This is a genomic window from Cellulosilyticum ruminicola JCM 14822, assembly GCF_001311925.1.
GTDB classification, from domain to species: Bacteria; Bacillota; Clostridia; order Lachnospirales; family Cellulosilyticaceae; genus Cellulosilyticum; species Cellulosilyticum ruminicola.
The window spans coordinates 81,712-102,929 of record NZ_BBCG01000002.1 but is presented as its reverse complement, the minus strand read 5'-3'; the positions used below and the strand labels follow the sequence as shown (position 1 = coordinate 102,929).

Below are 21,218 nucleotides of genomic sequence, written 5' to 3'. Positions count from 1 at the left end.
ATAGGCAAATGGAAGACGATAAAATAATTGATAGAATCATTGTAGGAATTGTGGTATTTTTGGGGCTTATTTTAAGTATATTATTATTTAGGATTCATGCAGATGTACAAAAGAAAAATAATTATGCACGCTTAAATCAAGAAAAAAAGATTATTAAAATATGGACTTTGCATGGTGATATGCAGACAATGTTAGAAGAAGTGACCCAAAAATATGAAAATGACACTATAGGCTTTGAAATTACAAGTTTTAAGAATGAAGTTTATCAATCAAATATTCAAAACGCAGCCATTACAAATGAATTACCAGATATATTTTTTACTTGGGGTTATAGTAATTTAGAAAAGTATGTGAAGTTAGGTTTAGTTGCAGATATTACACAAAGTGTAAAAGAAACAAATTTTGAAGAAACCTGTTTGCCAAAGGCTTTTGATGGAATGACTTTTGAAAATAAAATTTATGCATTACCTATATATGGATGGAATGTTGGTCTATTTTGTAATAAAGCATTATTTAAACAATATGGTGTAGAATATCCTACAACTTATGAAAAGTTTATTAATGCAATTAAGGTATTTAAGACACATAATATTACGCCATTAGCAGGAGGAATGAAAGAGCAGTGGTTAAACTCTTTATATTATATGGCACTTGTTTTAGGTGAAGGAGATATAAATGGTATTTATGATGCTGCAATGGACATGAAAAAGTTTGATACACCACAATTTAAGAATGCAGCTAAGAAGATGGCAGAGATTTCACGTTTAAATCCATGGCAAACTACGTATATGGACAATGATGCTTATGATGCAAGTTATTTGTTTGTACAAGGAGGAGCGGCAATGCTTGTATATGGCAGCTGGGTATCTTCTAGAATTGCAGGAGACGAATCGATTATAGCAGATGAAGTAGAAGTTATGCCGTTTCCAAATGATAATCCGGGCTACAATATAGGCGGTTATTCAGATTTAATGGTTATTAGTAAAAATAGTCAAATGGCTGAAGATGAAGAATTAAAGAAATTATATTTAGATATGATGTATGATATTTCACAGTTAGCTATTACAAAGTATGGTGTAGGATTACCAGCTTATAAAGATCAAGTGATAAACCCTGTACAGTTTAAAACATTATATGGTTGTTCTAAAATTAACGAAGAAAAAGGAGAACATCCTGCGTATGATCAGATTTTAAATGTAGATCAAAGTACTATTTATTATGATGCATTAGCGCGTTTAGTAAAAGGTGAAATGGATGAAAATCAGTTTATCTCAAGAATGTCTGAATAAAAATTAGTTTAGTTAATTTTATCAAGTCTTATCGTAATATTATGGGCTTACGTCAAGTAGAGTGTTCTCGTATACTATAGTATATAGACAAAAGTGGATTCTAGAAAGGAGAAATACATGAAAAAATACGGTATTTTAATTGGGCTAGGTTTCATGCTTGTAGGGTGTCAAAATATCAATAGTGTACAAGAAACACAAAGTGTACAAGTAGATATGGCAATCTCAGATGGGGACAAAGACATAAAGAAACTAGATAAAGTGGCTGATTTTGAAAATGAATTTGAAATTTATGATGATACATTAATGGAAAAAGCTAATGGCTGGAGTAATGGTAGCATGTTTGATTGTACATGGCGTGAGAGCAATGTACAATTTAATAATGGAAAAATGCAACTTAGCATTAATGATGATGGAGAAGGTGCTTCACCTAAATGGTCAGGTGGAGAATACCGTACAAGAAAATTCTTCCACTATGGTATGTATGAAGTATGTATGAAACCTATTAAAAATATAGGTGTTGTTTCATCATTCTTTACATATACAGGCCCTAGTGATAATAATCCATGGGATGAGATTGATATCGAGTTTTTAGGAAAAGATACAACAAAAGTGCAATTTAACTATTTTACAAATGGTGTAGGTGAACATGAATATCTTTATGATTTAGGATTTGATGCTTCAGAAGGATTCCATGAATATGGATTTGAATGGCAACCAGAGGCAATTACTTGGTATGTAGATGGAAAACCAGTATATACAGCAACAGACAATATTCCTCAAACACCTAGTAAGCTTATGATGAATACATGGCCTGGTACAGGTGTTGATAGCTGGTTAGGACACTTTGAGGGTAGTGTACCGTTAACAGCTGAATACGAGTGGATGAAAATTAAAGAGTATATAAACAAATAAGGAGATTTAAGATGAAACAGTACCAAGAGCCTAAAGATAAACTCAAGCTAAATGGTATACAAAAGTTAGGCATCTTAGTAGCAGGCATTTTAAGTATCGCAATAGTAATTTGCATAGGGATTTTAGTAGTTATTTAGTTAGAAATTTATATATAGAGGTAAAATATAATATTGAATTTAAAGGAGACATTTGAATAATGTCTCCTTTTTTGTATGTTGTTTTAAATGGATCATCGATGAGATTGACGATATTCAAGAGGTGTTTGTCCAACATTTTTTTTAAAGATGTTATTAAAATAGCTGGAGCTGTTAAAACCAGTATTTAGAGCAATATTTAAAATAGAATCATCTGTATTAATAAGAAGTCCTTTGCTTTTTTCAAGGCGAAAGTTTTGTATATATGTGCAAAAAGATTGTTTCATGACTTGCTTAAAAATAGTACAAAAATAACTTTTATTAATACCAAGATAATTGGCTACCTTTTGTAATGTAAGGGGCTTATCATAATTTTGCTCAATGTAGATAATGGCCTTAGTAACATGATAGCTATAATCATCTATAGTTTCTTTATTTAAGGTATGTTGATGAGAACCTTCTATTTTACTAGATACAAGCTTAGTTTCGTGAGCATATAGGCTGTCTAGCAGGATTAATAAATGGGGCATACAATGAAGAGGTTTAAAGACTAACTGTGAGTCACTTTTAAGATTGGTTGTATAAGGACCAATGACAAAGCAGCCTTCTTTAATATGCGACATATTTAAAGGATAGAAGGTCAAGTAAATATCTTTTGCTAGTGGGTGGTGAATTACCCTTTTTTCTGGCAGTGAACAAATTAACGAAGTTAATAGTTCTTTTGTTGTATATTTTTTTAGAATATCTAAATTCATATCTGAACAACCAAAGCGGTAAATATCAGATATAGCATTTAGATTCGTAAAAAAACGAATAGGCAAAAGTGTACAATGGTGAAAATGTTCCATTGTAGTCATTATTAATTCAAGATTTAACACGTTGTCCTCCTATTTACCTAAAGATATTACAAGGAATCTAAATATTTTATAAGACGCGATAATGATTTCTTGTTAAGATATTATTATAAGTGAAACTGATTATCAATATCTCAACTTAAATATTATATCATTATGAAATATAAGATGTCAAAAGGAGGCTTACTGGTGAAGCATAGGATAAAGAAAAGATATCTTGTAGCCATACTTATTATATTAGCAGTTATTTCTTTATTTGTAGGGGTAAGCAGCCTTACAATAAATGATATTTTAACTTTAAAAGAAGATAAGATTCAGCTCTTAATGATTAGTAGGCTGCCACGCCTTATAGCTATTATTGTAGCAGGGGTAGGATTAAGCGTCAGCGGGCTTATTATGCAGCAAATTAGTAGAAATAAGTTCGTTGCACCAACGACAGCAGGGACAACAGACTTTGCAAAATTAGGTCTTTTAGTAGGAATGATTTGGTTTGGTGAAGCGGGAACAATGGCTAAATGATGATTGCTTTTATCTTTTCTATGGTAGGGACAGTTGTCTTTACGAAAATGATTAAATCAATCAAAGTGAAAAACGTGATATTTATTCCATTAGTAGGGATGATGTTAGGGAAAGTAGTAGGCTCAATCACAGCTTATTTCGCTTATCAATACGATTTAGTACAAAATATTTCATCTTGGATGGAAGGTAACTTATCACTCATTATGTCAGGAAATTATGAACTGCTTTATTTAAGTGTACCTGTAGTAGTTGTAGGATTTATATATGCTAATAAATTTACAATTGCAGGAATAGGAGAAGATTTTGCAACAAACCTAGGACTTAACTATAATCTCATTGTAAATGTAGGACTAGGAATTGTAGCACTTATTACATCTGTAACAATGATTACAGTAGGGAATATTCCTTTCTTAGGTTTAATTATTCCTAATATTGTTACAATGTACCAAGGAGATAACTTAAAGAATTCTCTTTATCATACAGCACTTTTAGGACCAATTTTCTTACTCATTTGTGATATTGTAGGACGACTTATTATTTATCCATTTGAGGTATCTATTGGTATGATGGTAGGAACAAGTGGTGGTGCGTTATTCCTTTATATTATTTTAAGGAGGGCAAAAAATGAAGGTTAAAGCCCAAGATAAAAAGATTTTAGTCGTGTTAATCATAGCAAGTATTACACTTATTGCATTATATTTATTAACAGAACTTAATCCAAATGCTTATGGCTATGCCCTTTCAAGACGTATTCCAAGAGTATATGCCATTATTTTAACTGGAGCAGCAGTAGGCTTTTCGTCACTGGTATTCCAAACAATTACCAATAATCATATTTTAACACCAAGTATATTAGGGCTTGATTCATTATATATGCTACTAAATACAACAGTTGTATTTTTATTCAGCTCAACACATAAATTAATCGTTAATGCCAATACAAACTTCTTATTAACAACAGGGGTTATGCTTGGGACATCAGTGATCTTTTATAAACTTGTATTTAGTAAGAAAAATAATAATATCTTTTTCTTATTACTTATAGGGGTTATCATTGGAACTTTATTTGAAAGTTTAACAACATTTATGCAAGTTTTAATGGACCCAAATGAATTTTTAACAATTCAAGATAAATCACAAGCAAGTTTTAATAATATCAATATAAAGGTATTAACATTTGCAACAATTGCTATAGTAGGTTCATTCATCTACAGCGCAAGATTTATGAAAGTATTAGACGTTATGGGACTTGGGAGAGACCAAGCTATTAACTTAGGTGTAGATTACGATAAAATAGTAAAACGTATGCTTGTAGTAATAGTTATTTTAACAGCCACATCTACAGCACTTGTTGGACCAATTACTTTTTTAGGACTATTAGTTGTAAATATTGCAAGATATATGATGCATTCGTATAAACATAGTACACTAAGCTTTACGATTCTTTTAATAAGCATTGTAGCTTTAGTCGGAGGTCAGTATGTGGCGGAACACTTATTGAAGTTTGGTGTCAGCGTAAGTATCATTATTAACTTTATCGGTGGTATTTACTTTATTTACTTATTAATGAAAGGACGTACACAATGATACAAGTGAAAAACATTTCAAAAATGTATGATAGTAAAAAAGTAGTAGATAATGTATCACTGGAAATTCCAGAAGGAAAAATCACTTCTTTCATTGGCCCAAATGGTGCAGGGAAAAGTACAGTACTTTCTATTATGACACGCTTAATGAAACGTGATAGTGGTGAAATTTTAATCGATGGTAAAGAAATTACTACATGGGATCAAAAGGCACTTGCAAAGAAAATCGGGATTTTAAAACAATCTAATAATATCAATATGCGCCTTACAATTCGTGAGCTTGTAAGTTTCGGACGTTTCCCTCATTGTGGGGGGAATTTAAGCGCAGAAGATGAAAAACAAGTTGATGAAGCGATTGGCTATATGCAGCTCACAGATCTTCAAGATTGCTATTTAGATGAACTCAGTGGTGGACAAAGACAAAGAGCATATATTGCAATGGTTATTGCTCAAGATAGTGAATATATTTTATTAGATGAACCACTTAATAATTTAGATATGAAGCATTCAGCAGAGATTATGAAAATTTTAAGAAAGCTTGTAGATGAACTTGGTAAAACAGTTATTATTGTAATCCATGACATTAATTTTGCTTCATGTTATTCAGATTATATTGTAGCCCTTAAAGATGGTAAGATTGCCAAAGAAGGACCTACACAAGAAATTATTCAAAAAGAAATTTTAGAAGAAATCTACGAAATGCTATTTAATGTACAAGAAATTAATGGACAAAACATTTGTATATATTTCTAAAAGATAGATTTTAGTAGATTCTAAGGGTCTACTAAAAAAAAAGTTTTAATGAGAATGAAACTCATAAATTATAGTAAACAATTATAGATATAGAGACAAAAGGAGAAATTATAATGAATAAAAAATTAGTATTTACAGTACTTGCAGTGATGACATTAGCTTTCACAGGATGTGGGGCAAATCAAGTAGCCACATCAGGAGAAGTAACAGCAGTAGAAAATCAAGTAGAAGCAGGAACAGTTATAGTAAAACATAACTCAGGAGAAACAGAAGTTCCTAAAAATCCTAAAAATATCGTTGTAGCAGAACTTGGGATTTTAGATTCACTTCAAGCTTTAGGCGTAGAAGTAGCGGGGATACCAACTAGTAGTAAACTTCCAGCATATTTAAGTGAAAATATTGGAAAAAATATAGCCAATGTAGGGTCATTAAAAGAGTTAGATATGGAAGCAATTTATGCGCTTCAGCCAGAACTTATTATCATTGGTGGTAGACAAGCTAGTTATTATGATGAACTTAGCAAAATCGCCCCAACAATTAATCTAGCAGTAGATAATGCCAATTATATGGAATCATTTAAAACAAATATGAACTACTTAGGTGAAATCTTTAATAAAGAAGCAGAAGTAGCAGAAAAAATTGAAGCAGTAGAAGCAGATGTAGAAGTGTTAAAAGCTAAAGCAGCAGAAAAAAATGTAAATGGACTTATTGCTCTTGCTAATGACGGTGCATTTAGTGTATATGGACCAGGTTCAAGATTTGCAATCATCCATGATACAGTTGGTATAAAACCAGTTGATGAAACAATTGCTGTATCAACACATGGTCAAAATGCATCATTTGAATATGTAGTTGAACAAAATCCGGATTACTTATTTGTAGTAGACCGCGCGGCTGTAGCTGGAGGCGGAACATCAGCAGCACAACTATTTGATAATGATCTAATTAAAACAACAAATGCTTATAAAAATAATCATATCATTTATTTAGATGCTAATGTATGGTATACATCAGGCGGAGGCTTTACATCTACAGAGATAATGGTAAATGAAATTTCACAAGCGCTTGATCAATAATGAAGTTTAAAAGAGAAAATGCAGAAAAAGGCATTTTCTCTTTTTTGTTACATAGGAGATAGGGTTAAAAAAATATATTAAGAAAATATTGACTTTTATATAGCGTGATTTAAGATAGGAATATAAGCAGTAAATTATGTAAGAATTTTATTGGAGCATATTTTAATACATCTCATTCTACAAGAAATCATATAACACTTAAGATATTGACTACTAACAATAGTATATTGTATATAAAGTATAAGTAGAATATATTATAAAAAGGGGGAGTTAAGATGAAGAAAGAAATGCAATCATTAGAAAATGTAAAAGGTTTTACAACAGAAACAGAAAAAGAATTACAAGAGATTATGGGTGGTAGTGTGAAATTAGTTGAGCTAATTAAGCAGCCTGGAATGATATTATGCTATGGGGTATTTCCTATTAATGATAAAATTAAACAAATTTTATCATAATATATAAACATTAGTGAAGCATATAGCTAATTGGAACAGCGTGATTAAAAGAGGAGATTAATACTCCAATGTCATTTAGTTAAGACATTGACCTTAGAATACTTCTTAAATACCCAAGTATTTAAATCGGTACTTGGGTATTTTTTATGTAAAAAAGCTTGATAAAAGCTATAAAATTTGCTAATAAAAACTTTAAATTTAATGAGTGGGACAAGTGAAAATAGTTTTAAACCAACAGGAAAGTTAAGTGATAAAAGTGCTAAGGTTATTTTAAACCGCATAGCTAAATTAGAAATACCTTTAAAATGGCAGCATGTTTGTTATGCTATTAATTCAAGTAGCCAAATGGATAAAATTAAGGAATATGATGCCATTAGTTTTGGATGGGGTAACTATTGATTTTGAACAATTTACAGATACCAGTCTTAAACAGCCTTATGTCACTTTTTTAAAAGAGCTTAAATCAGCTCTTAAAGTTAAAGGGAAAAAATTAAATGTAGCGGTGCAGCCAATTACATATTTTAAAGGATATGATTATAAAGGTATAGGCAGCGTAGCAGATCATGTTATTCTAATGACCTGTGATTATGGTGCTAAGAAATTAACACAAACAGATCAACAAATGGGAATTAAGAATACACCAATTAATGAGGTATATGCAACCTTAACAGAAGCTGTGAGTGTTATAAGTAAAGATAAGATTGCATTATAAATTAGTTATGCTAGTACGCAGTGACAGATTAAAAATAATAAGGTAATTAATAGCACAGCCTATATACCAAGTTATACACAGATTCAAAATCGCTTAAATCAATCTGGTACCAAAAGCTTATTTGATGAAATGAGTCAGGACACTTATGCGACTTATGTAGCTAACTATATCTCAAATGTAATCTGGTATGAAGATGAAAGAAGCGTTACGGCTAAAGTAGACCTAGCGAAACTTTTAGGGATAAGTGATATTTCTTATTGGCGTTTAGGAAATATGGCAAATTAGGAATAAATGACATAATATATGGATATTTATTAATAGGAGACTACAAATTAGTGGAAAATGCATTAATGGTTTAATGCATTAGAAATTAATAAAGTAGGTGAAAAGATGATTAAAAAGGTGCCTGCAATTGATTTCTATAAAATGCCTCTTGTAGTAACAAATCATGCAGTAGAGCAATGGGCAGTGCGTGTAGATGGGTCGTTACCAGATAATATAGGAGAAGCCAAGCTTACACTTAGAGGGCGAATCTTACATACGCCACCTAAGCATCTCACAGAGAATTTTTATGAGATTGAAAATCACATTATACTTGTGGCATTTATATCAGGAAACAAAATCATCATTCCTACAATCTATGGCTCAAGATTACGCATACCTGCGTTAAATAATTTTAAAGTATACCTTCAGAATAGGAAAAAATACGGAAAATTAAATTTAAGGTAATTTAGAAAGGTGTTACTTATTGAACTAAATCATATAAGTAACACCTTAAGCATGCATAAAATAAGAACTATAAAATGGTTAATATTTAACAAATTGTTAATACTACATTAAAATAAGTTATAAAAAGATATTTTTTAGTTGAAAATGATGATATTTTCTAATAAAATAAGAGTAAGCAGTAAACAACATGCAGAGGTGGTGGAATGGCAGACACGCTAGATTCAGGTTCTAGTGAGATTATCTCGTGGGGGTTCAAGTCCCCTTCTCTGCACGTTAATTTGTGGTATTTTAAATTTCTACATAGGAAGCCCTCAAAGCCCATAATCTCAAGGCTTGGAGGGCTTTTTTTGATGTGTTAGTTATTAAATTTAAGTAAGTATAGTCCAAAAAATATTTAAATATCTTTAGTTGTATTTAGATTGATTTAATTCTATTTAAAAATAAAGTGAGGGAAAAATGAGGGAAAATAATTAGCTTGTAAGCTCTGAATATAAAGCGTTTTGGCGATCGGCAGATGCTATTTTGGTATCCTGTAAGACATGAGCATAGATATTCATAGTAGTTTGAATATCAGCATGACTGAGAAGTACTTGAATTGTTTTAATAGATTCGCCGCTTTCAATCATGCGAGTAGTAAAAGTATGTCTTAAAGCATGGAAATTGATGCCACGGTAGGTCGTATGTTCTAAACCATTAATATAAGTTGTAATAGGATTGATTTTTGCATGATTACAAAGTCTTTTGTGAATATCGATTATAGTACGTGAAGGAATAGACTTTCCAATGGGTGTTTCAAATACATAACGTGAAGAAATATCTTTTACAGTACCTTTAGGCTTAATGTGACTAAGTTCATCAATCAGAAAAGAAGGTAAAGGAACTTCACGTATACCTGAACGAGTCTTTGGTTCTTTGGTAATAAGTTTCTTTTCATAATTACCATTGATATCATATTCATTATAGGTACGAATGGTTTTGCAGACTTTTAGAATACCAGTTTTAAGGTTAACATTTTGCCAACGAAGTGCAAGTAGTTCGCCTTGACGGAGCCCAGTAAAAAGGGCAGTTAAAAATAAAAGGCGATAAGGTTCTTTTTCTGTAGCAAGAATATAAGCACGCTGTTGTTCTTTTGTTAAGATTTCTACTTGTCGTTTAGGCTTCTTTTTGTTAGGAACGACTACACCTTTTGCAGGATTAATACGTATTAAATTATTTCTAATTGCGGATTCAAAAGCAGCAGAGAGTACAAGATAAGATTTTTTGATTGTGGAGTGTGCAAGATGAGATTGTGCATTTAAAAATTCTTGCACTTGCATTTGGGTAACGTTTATAAGAGGAGTATTCCCTAGAACAGATGGCTTAATATATTTGTTATAAACCATAACATAGAGATTAAAAGTTCCAACGGATATTTCATGAATTTTTATTGTAAATAGATGTTTGTATGTCCATTCTGCAACTGTATAACTTTCATCAGATAAGATATTTCCATAAGTATGGAATTGAAGTTTATAGTTTTCTAATTTGGTTTCTACGATTTTTTTAGTCTTCCCAGTAAATTCAACACGTTTTCCATTGATAGTATCTTGAGCACGCCAATGTAAAACAATTTCTTTACCAGTTTCTTTATCAATTTTTGTTCGTTTTATAATTGATGCCATAATGAAAGTGAGGCATGGAAGGATGCAGGATCTGTTTTGAGAGAATTGCGTAAAGCAACAGGTTTGTCAATTCATAAAGTTGGTAGAGTGGTTGGAGTATCAGGTGGATATATTGCGAAAATAGAGCGAGGAGAGAATAATCCATCAGAAGCAGTACTAATAGGTTTAGCAGAGCTTTATCATAAGGATGTTCAGGAACTATTTAAACTATATAACAAGGTAGAAAGTAGTGAAACAGATTTATTTGCAAGGTTACATCCAGAGATTAGAAAAACAGTTACAGCTATATCTAGTGATAAAGATATAACAGATGAAGAAGCTTTAGAAATTGCAAAAAGGATAGAAGAAATAACAAAGGAAATCTTAAGTAGAGAGGATAAGTAGGATGATTGAATATACGAGAGGTATATTAAGAAGAATCATGCACTGGTATGAATGGTAGGCTGTTTTTTATATGCAATATAAACATTGTAAAATCAAGGGATAAAAATTATGAAATTATCTCAGATAGAATAATTCCGCTTAAATTGGATAAATTAATTGAGGTTAATTTTAAACAATTTAAGGAGTGGAAGAAATGAAAAGAACAAGTAAAGGTATATTATTCTGCACAGTGTTTGCATTTATATTCTTATTCTGCATAGGGGTGCATGCACAGTCTAATATGCAAAATGGACAAAATAAAAATATAGTAGATGTATTAAAGAAGGATGATAAACAGTTTTCAACAATTATGAAAGCTCTAGATGCAGCAGGGCTTACAGATACATTAAAGGATGAAGGGCTTTATACTATATTTGTACCAAACAATCGTGCTTTTGAACAATTACCAAAAGGTGCTCTTGATAATCTTTTAAAACCAGAAAATAAAGATCAGCTTAAGGATGTACTTACTTATCATATCACAAAGGGAAAATTACCATCAGAAGAAGCTGCTAAATTAAATAATCAAGAAATCACTATGTTGAATGGTAAGCCTGTTAAAGTAGAAGTAAAGGGAAAAGATATTTATATTCAAGGTGCAAAAGTGTTAAGAGCAGATATGGATGCAAAAAATGGTATTATTTATGTGATAGATACGGTCATTATGCCATAACTAAGATAAAAATAAACAATAAAAATAAAAATAAAAATAAAAGGCGATGTTACGAAATAATTTATAATTTCACAACATCGCCTTTTTACAGTATGCGTTATTAATAGATGAATATTAATGTGATATTGATATAGATAAGTCTATAATATAAGTAAAAAATTTACAAGTTAGTTAAGTGATATAAATTATGAATTAGATTATTTTGAATAATAGTTGTTTTATTTACAGTTTCCTTAGATTGTAAATTTAAAATGTTAGTAGGTAGTAATATAATGAGTTTGATGTAAGTTACAAATGTAAGTGCTTAAATATGGTTATTTTGCATAAGCCTATAAAGGGAGGCGGACATAGTATGAAAGAAGAAAAGAAGAGTTTTATGGAGCAGATGGCAACTTTGATTGTAGATAAGCGAAAAGGATTATTTTTAGCATTTGTTATTGCTATTATTTTTTGCGCCATTGCCTCTACATGGGTGCATGTAGACAATGATATTACAGATTATTTGCCAGATGCAACGCAGACAAGACAAGGCTTAACGATTATGGATGATGAATTTATCACCTATGGCTCTGCTAAGATTATGGTGGATAATGTATCTTATGAGAAGGCAAAGCAAATTGCAGATTCATTGGTAATTATAGATGGTGTAAAATCTGTAGAATTTGATGATACAAGTGCACATTATAAAGAAGCTAGTGCTCTGTTTAATGTAACATTTAATGGGGAAGAAACGGATACAATTAGTGTAGAAGCTATGAACAAGGTAAAAGAAAAATTAGCAGCATATGATACATATATTTCTAGTGCAGTAGGTGCAGGAAAAGCAGAACTTATTCAAAATGAAATGAATACCGTTATGGTGATTGTAGCAATTATTATTTTAGTCGTGCTGTTATTTACAAGCCAGACTTATATGGAAGTACCTGTTTTGATTATTACCTTTGGTGTAGCAGCTATTTTAAATAAGGGAACTAACTTTTTATTGGGTGAAATTTCATTCGTATCTGATTCCATTGCAGTAGTACTTCAATTAGCATTAGCTATAGATTATGCCATTATTTTATGCCATCGTTATACAGAAGAACGGGAGCATTTAGAGGCAAGAGAAGCAGTTATTATGGCCTTAAGTAAAGCTATACCTGAAATATCCTCTTCTAGTTTGACAACTATATCTGGTATGGGCGCTTTAATGTTCATGCAGTTTAAATTAGGTTTTGACTTAGGTAGTGTGCTTATTAAAGCGATTTTATTTAGTTTATTATCTGTGTTTACTTTGATGCCTGGATTACTTATGTTATTTTCACCTTGGATTGATAAAACCCATCATAAAAATTTTGTGCCCAATATTACGATTTGGGGTAAACTCAGTATGAAATTACATTTTATTTTACCACCTATTTTTATCATATTTTTAGTAGGAAGTTTCTTTATTTCTAACCGATGTCATTATGTATATGGTTACTCAACATTAACGACTATTAAGCGAAATAATACTCAGATATCTGAAGAAAAAATAAGAAATACATTTGGGGATGATAATTTATTAGTCGTTATGGTGCCAGCAGGAAATTATGATGTAGAGGAACGTATGATTCGTGAAATGGAGCAATTAGACTTCGTAGATTCTGTGCAGGCATTAGCCAATACTGAAGCTATGGATGGTTATATTTTGACAGAAGGTCTAACGCCACGTCAGTTTGCTGAGATTACAGACTTAGATATAGAGGTAGCTAATGTGCTTTATTCAGCGTATGCAGCTAAGGATGATAATTATGGCAAGATTGTAGCAGGCATTGATCATTATAGTGTACCACTTATTGATATGTTTGGGTTCTTATATGAAGAAAAGCAAGAAGGCTATATAACCTTAGAGGGAGATATGGCAGAGGAACTTGAGGATATTAATGAACAGCTTACAGATGCCAAATTACAGTTAAAAGGTAAGAATTATAGCCGTATTTTATTACATACGAATTTAGATGAAGAAGGAGAAGTGACTTTTAGTAAGATTGATAAACTGCATGAGATTATTAATCAGTATTATGAAAGAGGTGGATTTGTTATAGGAGATTCTACAAGTGATTACGATTTAAGCTCTAGTTTTACTCGTGATAATATGATTATTAATATTTTATCAGCTCTTTTTATAACGATTATTCTGATATTTACTTTCCAATCAGCGGGGCTTCCTATTTTGCTTATGGCGATTATAGAAGGGAGTATATGGATGAACTTCTCAGAGCCTGTTATTGTGGGAAAGAATATGTTTTTCTTAAGTTATTTGATTGTGAGTTCTATCCAAATGGGGGCAAATATTGATTACGCTATCGTTATTACAACTAGGTATCAAGAATTAAAGCGTATGATGCCTCGAAAAGAAGCAATTATTGAATCACTTAATCAATGCTTTCCAACTATTATTACATCAGGATGTATTTTAGCGGCAGCAGGTGTATTTATAGGATTTTTATCTTCTGAAGAAGCAATCTCTTCTATTGGACTTTGTTTAGGACGAGGAACAATTATTTCAATTATATTAGTTATGAGTGTTTTGCCACAGCTTCTTGTATTAGGTGATTTTATTATTGAAAAAACTGCCTTTACTATCAATTTACCCGATCATGGGAGAGGGCTAAAAGGGAACTTTGCTATGGATGGCTATGTAAAAGGTTATGTATCAGGTATGATTGATGGTGATTTCAAAGGAACGATTCAAGGAACTTTAAGCGCAGCAGTAGAGGGAGAAAAGAAGGAGGGGACTGAAAATGAAAAGACGAAATAAATGGACTGCATATTTGACCAGTGTATGTTTGTTTTTTTCAATATTGGGAAATAGCAGTACCCTTTTTGGAAAAGTGGATACTAGTATTCAAATTAGCTCTGCACAAGATTTAATCAAGTTGGCAGAAAACTGTACTTTAGATACATGGAGCAAAGAAAAGGTAGTTAAGTTAGTAAAAGATATAGATATTTCAGAAATAGACTTTAAAGGAATACCTATATTTGGTGGAACATTTGAAGGCAATGGATATATGATTAGTGGGATGAATTTATCTGGTAATGGGAGTAATCAAGGTTTCTTTCGTTATATAGAGGAGGGAGGAAATGTTAAGAATCTTATTATCAGAGGAAATGTTATAGGGAATGGCAGCAAAAAAACAATAGGTGGTCTTGCTGGTCAAAATAAAGGACTTATTAAAAATTGTACCTTCGTAGGACGTGTAGATGGAGAAAGCTATATAGGTGGTTTAGTAGGCATTAATGAGGTAGAAGGTAAAATTATTGGTGGTACCATGGAAGGGATTGTAGCGGGAACCCATTATGTAGGTGGCATAGCTGGTGAAAATCTAGGGACTATCTTAAAAAGTACTAATAAAGCTAAGGTGAATAATGTAGCTAGTGAAGTTGAACTCACTTTGCAAGACTTAGGGAATATTACAGACTTAAAACTAAATTCTTCAGAAAATATAGCGGCCAATACAGATGTAGGCGGAATAACAGGTTTTTCTACAGGTATTCTTCAAGAATGTAAAAACTATGGTGCCATAGGATATGAACATATTGGTTACAATGTAGGTGGCATAGCTGGTAGACAATCAGGTTATATTAGTAATTGTTATAATTATGGTGAAATCTTTGGACGTAAAGATGTAGGGGGTATTACTGGCCAGGCTGAACCATATATTACATTACAATTTTCTGATGGGAAATTAAATAGCCTACAAGATGAACTTGATAAATTACAGAGATTGATGAATAAAGCTATTGACCATGCTAATGGATATTCCGATGAAATGGGTGATGAACTTAAATCTACAAAAAGTTATATTGACTCAGCTATTGACAGTACTCACTCTTTAACCAATCAGACAGAAGACTTATATAATAAAACAATCGATAGTGTCAATGATATGAGTGCCAGAGTCAGTGACACTTTAAATCAGCTTACAGATGTATTTGATAAGGGAAGCGGCATAGGAGATGATATTACCAAGGCTATAGATGAGTTAAAAGAAGCTTTAGATGAATTAGAACTTACATCTGACCAAGGCAAGAAAACTTTAGATACTTTAAATGAAACATTAGAACGTCTTAAAAAGAATGGTCAGGAATATACAAATGCATTAGAAACCATTTCTCAGACTATAACTGCATTAAATGACAGTATAGGGGATAAGGATGAAATGGAAAGTGCTCTTAAAGAGTTATCTAGAAGATTTGAAGAACTTACAGATAGTTTTCGCACTATAAGTAGGGATGTGACAAATCTTAAAGAGGGTATGGAATTACTTGAAAAATGGATGAAAGAAAATAAAGGTTGGAATAATCTTGTAAAAGGTTTAAGTGATGTAAGTGAATCTTTAGAGGAAGTTAGTCATGCAACCCGTGAAGTTACAAATGCCATTGAAAAAGTATTAAAAGCAATAGATGAAGATGAAATGAGCAAGGCCCTAGAAAATCTGCACAATGCTTCAACTAAGTTAACTAAGGCAATGAAACATTTAGAAACAGCATTAGGTGCTATTGATAGTAGCGATATACTAAATAGTGATTTCGAAAAAATGATGAATGAAGCTAAGGAGGCAACTAGTCAGATACAAGAAAGTATGAAAGAAGTTAATAATGGTTTAGAGCATATTGAAAAGGCTACATCTAATGAAGAGGTTAAACAGGCTTTTAAGGAATTAGAAACAGGATTTAATCATATGAGCAAAGCACTTGAAAAACTAAATGCTGTCACAAAGCAAATCAATGAGGCATTAAAAGGTTTACAAGAAGAAAATGAATCAAGGAAGTTTAAAGATATTAAAAATCAAATCAGTGATGTATTAAAAGGTATGTTCCAGTTATTAGATGAAACGACAAAAGCTATGGTAAATATGCAGCAGGCTATGCAACGTATAAATAATCAGATTCAAATAAAGAAATTAAATGAAGCAGGAGATAAGTTGGAAACAGCTGTACAAGAGTTGGTTGCAGCTACTAAAAACACAGATTATGTTATAACTGACTTTCAAAATGTATTGGATGAAACTAGAAAAACGGTGTCTCAAGCAGATAAGATGACAGATAAAATTCAAAGAGCAGTAGATACTTTACATAAGGTAAGTGAAAAAGGATTAGATATGGCAAAAGATATAGAAGATATTGTGACTAACTTAGTAGATAAGCCAAGTATTACTTTGCCAAATATTGACAGTAAATATAGACAAACTACAGATGATTTGAATTATTGTCTGGGAAATATTTCTGATGCTATTGGTAATTTAAATAATACAATGCAAGTGAATAATGATTTGTTATTAGATGATTTAAAAAGTATTAGTGACCAATTTTATGTCGTCATGAATCTCATTATTGATGTAACTTTAGAAAATGCAGAAGCAAATGAAGAGAAAGATGTGCAGGAGAAGTTGAATGAATTTCATGAGGATATTTCAGACCAAGATACTACTAATAATACTCAAGGAAAAGTGGCAAAATGTAGTAATTTAGCTGAAGTACAAGGGGATGTCAATGTAGGAGGTATCACGGGTTCTATGGCTATTGAATATGACTTTGACCCTGAAGATGATGTTATTAAAAAAGGGCAAAATTCTATGAAATTCCAATACTTATCTCGAGCTGTTGTAAGGAATTGTACTAATAAAGGTGAGATTACTGGTAAGAAGAACTATGTTGGTGGCATTGTGGGACGTATGGATTTAGGATCTGTAATAGATTGCAATGGCTATGGAAGAATTAAAAGCACAGCGGGAAATTATATAGGTGGTATAGCAGGGGCTTCCTATACACATATTAAAGAAAGCTTTGCAATGTGTGTGCTCTCAGGTGGTAGCAACATTGGAGGCATAGCAGGCTATGGTAGCAAGATGACAAATAATTATGCTATGGTAGAAATAGAAGATTATGAAGAATGTGTAGGCGCTATTGCAGGTAGTGTGGAAAATATGAAAAATCAAGCTAATAATTATTTTATAAATAGAGGAGTAGCAGGTATTGATAGCATTAGTTATCAAGACAAGGCGAGTCCTATAGCATATGAAGAGTTTAGCAAGATTCCGGATTTACCTGAAGAATTTACTTCATTAGCACTTACTTTTGTAGTTGATGATAAAGTTGTAAAAAGAGTACCGTTTAAGTTTGGCGAAAGCGTAGATGAAAGTAAGTTGCCAAAAGTACCAGAAAAACAAGGCTATTATGGAAGATGGCCAGAATTTAATTATAAGACATTAACATTTAGCACTACATTAGAGGCTATTTATACATCATATACAACTGTTGTTGAAAGTACTACAAGTGAAGAAGGTAAAGCACTTGCCTTAGTAACAGGTAATTTTGATGGAGATGCAGTACTCAGTGTAACAGATACACAAGTGGTTCCGCCTAGTGAAGCTGGTGGAAAAGCTAAGATATGGGAAATTGTCCTTAGTGATAATTTAGTAAGTGACAATAAAGGTGATGAAAAAGAGAAAGTACCAACCTATGAGTTGCGTTTATTAGTTGGTGAGAAGCAAAAAGCCCAGATTTATAAATGTGAAGATGATGGAACATGGAAGAAAGTAAATGCTAAGAAAAATGGCAGTTATATGATTGTAGAAATGCAAGGGGAAAGAAGTATATATTGTATTGTTTGTAAAGAATCTATTAAACAAGTTGTGTGTTTAATAGGTGGCATAGCATTGATGATAGGTGCTATAATCATCTTCATCAAAAAGAAGAAATTATATAAAAAAAATAGAAATAAAATGGCTCAGCAACAGTCTATGTAAAAAAGAAGCTATCGCAAAGAATGTTATTTTGCGATAGCTTCTTTTTACATTAAGGATGTTTAGTAAGTTCTTTGCAAGTAACTTCTGGATGATGATATCTTGTACGCTTTTGGGCGAGACCTTGCCAATCAATAGCGTGTTGTGGACACCATTGAATACAGGCCATACATTTTTCACAAGATGTACCAAAAGTAGGTTTGCCATCTATTAAGCTTACATTATGCATAGGACAGACGGATTGACAAATACCACAGCCTTTACAATCTTCTGAAACTGTATATGTACGTGCCTGAGGACCGAAATTTTGAATGGCTTTTTGAAGACGAGGTTCGTCATCTGCTTTATAAAATAGTCCCTTTGATAATATGATTGGTGGATGATTCATTAAGAGATCATTACTGATTTTTTTGATCTTGCGGTTAGATAAAGCAAGTACTAATTTTTGATAAAGTTTAGGAGGTGCATCATAGGAAATAATATAGCTTCCAGGATATATAAGCATATATTCATAACTTACAGTGCCATTAGCATCGTTAATAAGTTTACGGATATCTTCTGTAGCATGACCACGGTTACCGCCACAGCCAATAATCGTGAATATTTTTTGAGAAGGTTTTAAGTAAATATCTTGAAAACATTGGGTAATAACAGATGGAATATGAGAGTAATACGAAGGAAAGCAGAATCCTATTAAATCATAATTGTTAATAGATACCTTATCATAAAGCAAAGTTGTAATTTCTTTAAAAGTAGTATTGGGAAGCAGACTACTTAATTTTTTGGCTGTCATATAGTTATTACCAGTTCCAGAAAAGTAATAGATAATACCTTTCATTGAATTACCTCCATTCTGACTAATTTTAATAATTTTAAAATTCAATTCAATTATATCATTAGATATTTAAAATTAATATCTTTTAATATACTCCTAATAGGTAGATATTAAAAGATGAGTAATGCCTAAGAGAATGGTTACAATAATTAAGATATCTAAATAATATGTAAAGGAAGGGTAAGATGCTTTTAATTTTTGTAGGTGGTTTCTTAATGGCTTTAGCAGATAGTGTGCCGGGAGTATCAGGAGGTACAATTGCTTTCCTAATGGGCTTTTATGATAACTTTATCAATTCTTTAAGTACTATATTTTCAAGGAGCCGTAATGCCAAGCTTAAAGCTTTAAAATTTTTGGTTAATCTAGGACTTGGCTGGATTATAGGTTTTGTAGCAGCAGTATTTGTTTTAAACGCTGTATTTGAAACATATATTTATGAAGTGAGTTCTTTATTTATAGGTTTTATTGTTTGTTCTACTCCTATTATTTTAAGAGAGGAATGGCAAGTCTTAAAAGGAAAATATTTAAATTTGATTTGTACTATAATAGGAGTAGTTATTGTAGTAGTGATTACGTATTTAAATACGCAGTTTACGGGCAACAGTGGGATTAATTTAAATAACTTAAGCATTCCCCTTATTATTTATGTATTTGTAGTGGGTATGATTGCTATATCAGCTATGATTTTACCAGGAATATCTGGCTCAACATTGATCCTTATATTTGGACTGTATATACCTATTATGAGTGCAGTCAAAGAAGTACTGACACTTAACTTTAGATTTTTGCCTATACTTATTATATTTAGCATTGGGGTAGTAACAGGAATCGTAGTGGTTATTAAGGGGGTTAAAGCAGCCTTAAGGCATTATCGCCCTCAGACAATCTATACTATCTTAGGCTTAATGCTAGGCTCTCTATATTCCATCTGTATAGGTCCCACAACAATGGAAGGTGACTATTTACCTATGAGTGTGGCTAATTTCAGCATTATATTCTTTTTAATAGGAGGCCTCATTGTCTTAAGTTTACAAGGCATAAAAGAATACAAAAATATTAAAACCAAATAAAAAAGGATGCCACAAACACCATGTCATTTAGTTAAGTGATATTATATAAAAAAGGTCATTTACGAATAGTTAAATATTTGTAGATGATTTTTTATAGCTTAAGTTTTGTCTAAATATATAATTTTAAGCATGGCAAATAGACAGAATACTTATTTTGTCTAAAAAATTGATAAATACCTATTTTATGCTACTCTATAATTGAAGCTTACCGCTTTTTTTAATTTGATCTTGCGGGGGGCAGAGTGGTTTTCACGAATAGGTAATACATTCTTTTGAATGAGGGCTTCAACATCAGGTGGATGTATATTTTTATCCCTAAAGAATTTTTTGCAGATATGATTATCGGAGATGTTTTAAAAGCTAACCCAGAACATACTCGCATATTAATGGAAGCTGGTATGTACTGCCTCGGATGCCCATTTTTACAAATGGAATCATTAGGTGAAGCTTGTGCAGTTCATGGATTAGACCTTGAAACATTACTTGTAAAATTAAACGCATAATCATAGTTGAATTGAATGGATTAATAAAGGAGTATGTATTCATTAATAAAGGTGAGTGCATTTTTTTTGTAAAAAATTTTTGTCTTAAAAATAAAAATGAGAATCTATTTTAATTAAAAAAATAATTAAAATAGAGATAAAATATAGCTTTAGGTACCAAATTATGGTGGAAAACTAGATATAATAAGCATAAGAAAAACGAAAAATATATAGAGAAAAGAGAGCGTAAGGCATTATGAATTTAGAAACATAGTTAAAACAACA

The 21,218-nt window shown here is 31.7% G+C and carries 22 protein-coding genes and 1 tRNA gene; 20 read left to right on the top strand and 3 right to left on the bottom strand.

From position 1 onward, the window contains the following. Window positions 1-8: 8 nt before the first annotated feature. The 3 genes from JCM14822_RS01315 (at window position 9) to JCM14822_RS22370 (ending at window position 2,338) form a co-directional block, all read left to right on the top strand. Window positions 9-1,289: an ABC transporter substrate-binding protein gene (locus JCM14822_RS01315; RefSeq protein WP_054738959.1), complete on the top strand. Its 1,281-nt coding sequence runs from the start codon at window positions 9-11 to the stop codon at window positions 1,287-1,289. A gap of 117 nt (window positions 1,290-1,406) precedes the next feature. Continuing rightward, on the top strand, window positions 1,407-2,201 hold the full coding sequence (gene bglS, locus JCM14822_RS01310) for a beta-glucanase (protein WP_083461206.1): 795 nt from the start codon (window positions 1,407-1,409) through the stop codon (window positions 2,199-2,201). Between the two features lie 11 nt (window positions 2,202-2,212). Next, window positions 2,213-2,338 carry a hypothetical protein gene (locus JCM14822_RS22370; protein ID WP_278287154.1) on the top strand — a complete coding sequence of 42 codons (126 nt, stop codon included), beginning with the start codon at window positions 2,213-2,215 and terminating at the stop codon, window positions 2,336-2,338. Window positions 2,339-2,430: 92 nt separating this feature from the next. Here the strand turns inward: JCM14822_RS22370 and JCM14822_RS01305 are convergent, their stop codons facing one another. Beyond that, window positions 2,431-3,213: a helix-turn-helix transcriptional regulator gene (locus JCM14822_RS01305; protein WP_054738957.1), complete on the bottom strand. Its 783-nt coding sequence runs from the start codon at window positions 3,211-3,213 to the stop codon at window positions 2,431-2,433. A 165-nt stretch (window positions 3,214-3,378) separates the two neighbouring features. On the opposite strand from JCM14822_RS01305, the gene JCM14822_RS23405 reads away from it, so the two are divergent. The 11 genes from JCM14822_RS23405 (at window position 3,379) to JCM14822_RS01260 (ending at window position 9,290) form a co-directional block, all read left to right on the top strand. Next, window positions 3,379-3,708, top strand: coding sequence for an iron chelate uptake ABC transporter family permease subunit (locus JCM14822_RS23405; protein ID WP_330377223.1), 330 nt, complete (start codon window positions 3,379-3,381; stop codon window positions 3,706-3,708). After that, window positions 3,705-4,343 (top strand): iron chelate uptake ABC transporter family permease subunit, encoded by a 639-nt coding sequence (locus JCM14822_RS01300; protein ID WP_330377222.1) that lies wholly within the window; start codon window positions 3,705-3,707, stop codon window positions 4,341-4,343. The genes JCM14822_RS23405 and JCM14822_RS01300 overlap by 4 nt, the downstream gene beginning before the upstream one ends. Beyond that, window positions 4,333-5,295, top strand: coding sequence for an iron chelate uptake ABC transporter family permease subunit (locus JCM14822_RS01295; RefSeq protein ID WP_054738955.1), 963 nt, complete (start codon window positions 4,333-4,335; stop codon window positions 5,293-5,295). The genes JCM14822_RS01300 and JCM14822_RS01295 overlap by 11 nt, the downstream gene beginning before the upstream one ends. Then, window positions 5,295-6,047 carry an ABC transporter ATP-binding protein gene (locus tag JCM14822_RS01290; RefSeq protein ID WP_334291629.1) on the top strand — a complete coding sequence of 251 codons (753 nt, stop codon included), beginning with the start codon at window positions 5,295-5,297 and terminating at the stop codon, window positions 6,045-6,047. Before JCM14822_RS01295 ends, JCM14822_RS01290 begins: the two co-directional genes overlap by 1 nt. Window positions 6,048-6,160: 113 nt before the next feature. After that, window positions 6,161-7,123: a siderophore ABC transporter substrate-binding protein gene (locus tag JCM14822_RS01285; RefSeq protein ID WP_054738950.1), complete on the top strand. Its 963-nt coding sequence runs from the start codon at window positions 6,161-6,163 to the stop codon at window positions 7,121-7,123. A 275-nt stretch (window positions 7,124-7,398) separates the two neighbouring features. Next, on the top strand, window positions 7,399-7,578 hold the full coding sequence (locus JCM14822_RS01280) for a hypothetical protein (RefSeq protein WP_054738948.1): 180 nt from the start codon (window positions 7,399-7,401) through the stop codon (window positions 7,576-7,578). A 177-nt stretch (window positions 7,579-7,755) separates the two neighbouring features. Next, complete coding sequence (locus JCM14822_RS20895) at window positions 7,756-7,977, top strand: hypothetical protein (RefSeq protein WP_172674745.1); 222 nt, start codon at window positions 7,756-7,758, stop codon at window positions 7,975-7,977. Further along, complete coding sequence (locus JCM14822_RS01270; protein WP_172674744.1) at window positions 7,943-8,290, top strand: glycosyl hydrolase family 18 protein; 348 nt, start codon at window positions 7,943-7,945, stop codon at window positions 8,288-8,290. Before JCM14822_RS20895 ends, JCM14822_RS01270 begins: the two co-directional genes overlap by 35 nt. Before the next feature lie 129 nt (window positions 8,291-8,419). Beyond that, complete coding sequence (locus tag JCM14822_RS19890) at window positions 8,420-8,575, top strand: hypothetical protein (RefSeq protein WP_157047580.1); 156 nt, start codon at window positions 8,420-8,422, stop codon at window positions 8,573-8,575. Window positions 8,576-8,680: 105 nt separating this feature from the next. Next, window positions 8,681-9,019: a hypothetical protein gene (locus JCM14822_RS01265; RefSeq protein ID WP_054738942.1), complete on the top strand. Its 339-nt coding sequence runs from the start codon at window positions 8,681-8,683 to the stop codon at window positions 9,017-9,019. 189 nt (window positions 9,020-9,208) lie between these two features. Beyond that, window positions 9,209-9,290, top strand: a tRNA-Leu gene (locus JCM14822_RS01260). Between the two features lie 199 nt (window positions 9,291-9,489). On the opposite strand, the gene JCM14822_RS01255 is transcribed toward JCM14822_RS01260, so the two are convergent. Further along, window positions 9,490-10,680 carry a tyrosine-type recombinase/integrase gene (locus tag JCM14822_RS01255; RefSeq protein WP_054738941.1) on the bottom strand — a complete coding sequence of 397 codons (1,191 nt, stop codon included), beginning with the start codon at window positions 10,678-10,680 and terminating at the stop codon, window positions 9,490-9,492. 36 nt (window positions 10,681-10,716) lie between these two features. Here JCM14822_RS01255 and JCM14822_RS01250 point away from each other — a divergent pair, with 36 nt between their 5' ends. The 4 genes from JCM14822_RS01250 to JCM14822_RS01235 all read left to right on the top strand — a co-directional run bounded on the left by JCM14822_RS01250 (window position 10,717) and on the right by JCM14822_RS01235 (window position 18,549). After that, complete coding sequence (locus JCM14822_RS01250) at window positions 10,717-11,064, top strand: helix-turn-helix domain-containing protein (protein ID WP_054738938.1); 348 nt, start codon at window positions 10,717-10,719, stop codon at window positions 11,062-11,064. Window positions 11,065-11,257: 193 nt separating this feature from the next. Then, window positions 11,258-11,776, top strand: coding sequence for a fasciclin domain-containing protein (locus tag JCM14822_RS01245; RefSeq protein ID WP_054738936.1), 519 nt, complete (start codon window positions 11,258-11,260; stop codon window positions 11,774-11,776). A 352-nt stretch (window positions 11,777-12,128) separates the two neighbouring features. Beyond that, window positions 12,129-14,558 carry an efflux RND transporter permease subunit gene (locus JCM14822_RS01240; RefSeq protein WP_054738934.1) on the top strand — a complete coding sequence of 810 codons (2,430 nt, stop codon included), beginning with the start codon at window positions 12,129-12,131 and terminating at the stop codon, window positions 14,556-14,558. Beyond that, complete coding sequence (locus JCM14822_RS01235; protein WP_054738933.1) at window positions 14,542-18,549, top strand: methyl-accepting chemotaxis protein; 4,008 nt, start codon at window positions 14,542-14,544, stop codon at window positions 18,547-18,549. Before JCM14822_RS01240 ends, JCM14822_RS01235 begins: the two co-directional genes overlap by 17 nt. 49 nt (window positions 18,550-18,598) lie before the next feature. On the opposite strand, the gene JCM14822_RS01230 is transcribed toward JCM14822_RS01235, so the two are convergent. Continuing rightward, complete coding sequence (locus JCM14822_RS01230) at window positions 18,599-19,384, bottom strand: EFR1 family ferrodoxin (RefSeq protein ID WP_054738931.1); 786 nt, start codon at window positions 19,382-19,384, stop codon at window positions 18,599-18,601. A 182-nt stretch (window positions 19,385-19,566) separates the two neighbouring features. On the opposite strand from JCM14822_RS01230, the gene JCM14822_RS01225 reads away from it, so the two are divergent. Together JCM14822_RS01225 and JCM14822_RS01220 are read left to right on the top strand one after the other, a co-directional pair. Then, on the top strand, window positions 19,567-20,451 hold the full coding sequence (locus JCM14822_RS01225; protein ID WP_330377219.1) for a DUF368 domain-containing protein: 885 nt from the start codon (window positions 19,567-19,569) through the stop codon (window positions 20,449-20,451). A gap of 299 nt (window positions 20,452-20,750) precedes the next feature. Next, window positions 20,751-20,954: a DUF1858 domain-containing protein gene (locus JCM14822_RS01220; protein ID WP_083461205.1), complete on the top strand. Its 204-nt coding sequence runs from the start codon at window positions 20,751-20,753 to the stop codon at window positions 20,952-20,954. Window positions 20,955-21,218 lie beyond the last annotated feature (264 nt).